Genomic DNA, 381 nt, shown 5'->3' on the forward strand with positions numbered 1-381 from the left:
GAGTGTCTTTGTCCGGGTGGCCCGCAGGTAGTTCCATCCGGAACAGGGCGAACACGTCCAACTCCGCCTTGCTGAATTTTTGCATCCCTTTCGCGCGCTTCCACCGGTCAGAGACTCCGATGCCCGCCTCCGCGTTTGCTTTCTCCCCGGAGATTTTCGTGCTTTGTAGCTTCAGGATTGCTTTCTGGAACCCTGCTGCCCATTCTTCGCCGGTCCTGCCTCCGGTGGGGTAGGTGTGTGTGGGTGGGTCGGTCAGGGCGTCGAGGGTGTGTCCGTCGGAAGGGGTGCGGGTTTGGTTGTCGTCTGGTCCGAACACGGCCTGCTGGTGGTGGATATCCCATTGGGCGAGGTCGCCGTCGGTGTTGACGGGGTAGCGGCTTG

At 61.7% G+C, this 381-nt stretch carries 1 protein-coding gene; it reads right to left on the minus strand.

Translation table 11 applies throughout. From position 1 onward, the window contains the following. A partial coding sequence (locus QSK31_RS48615) for a hypothetical protein (RefSeq protein WP_285692014.1) occupies positions 1–381 on the minus strand: 381 nt, incomplete at both ends.

The organism is Actinoplanes sp. NBRC 103695, from assembly GCF_030269485.1.
In the GTDB taxonomy this organism is placed as follows: Bacteria; Actinomycetota; Actinomycetes; order Mycobacteriales; family Micromonosporaceae; genus Actinoplanes.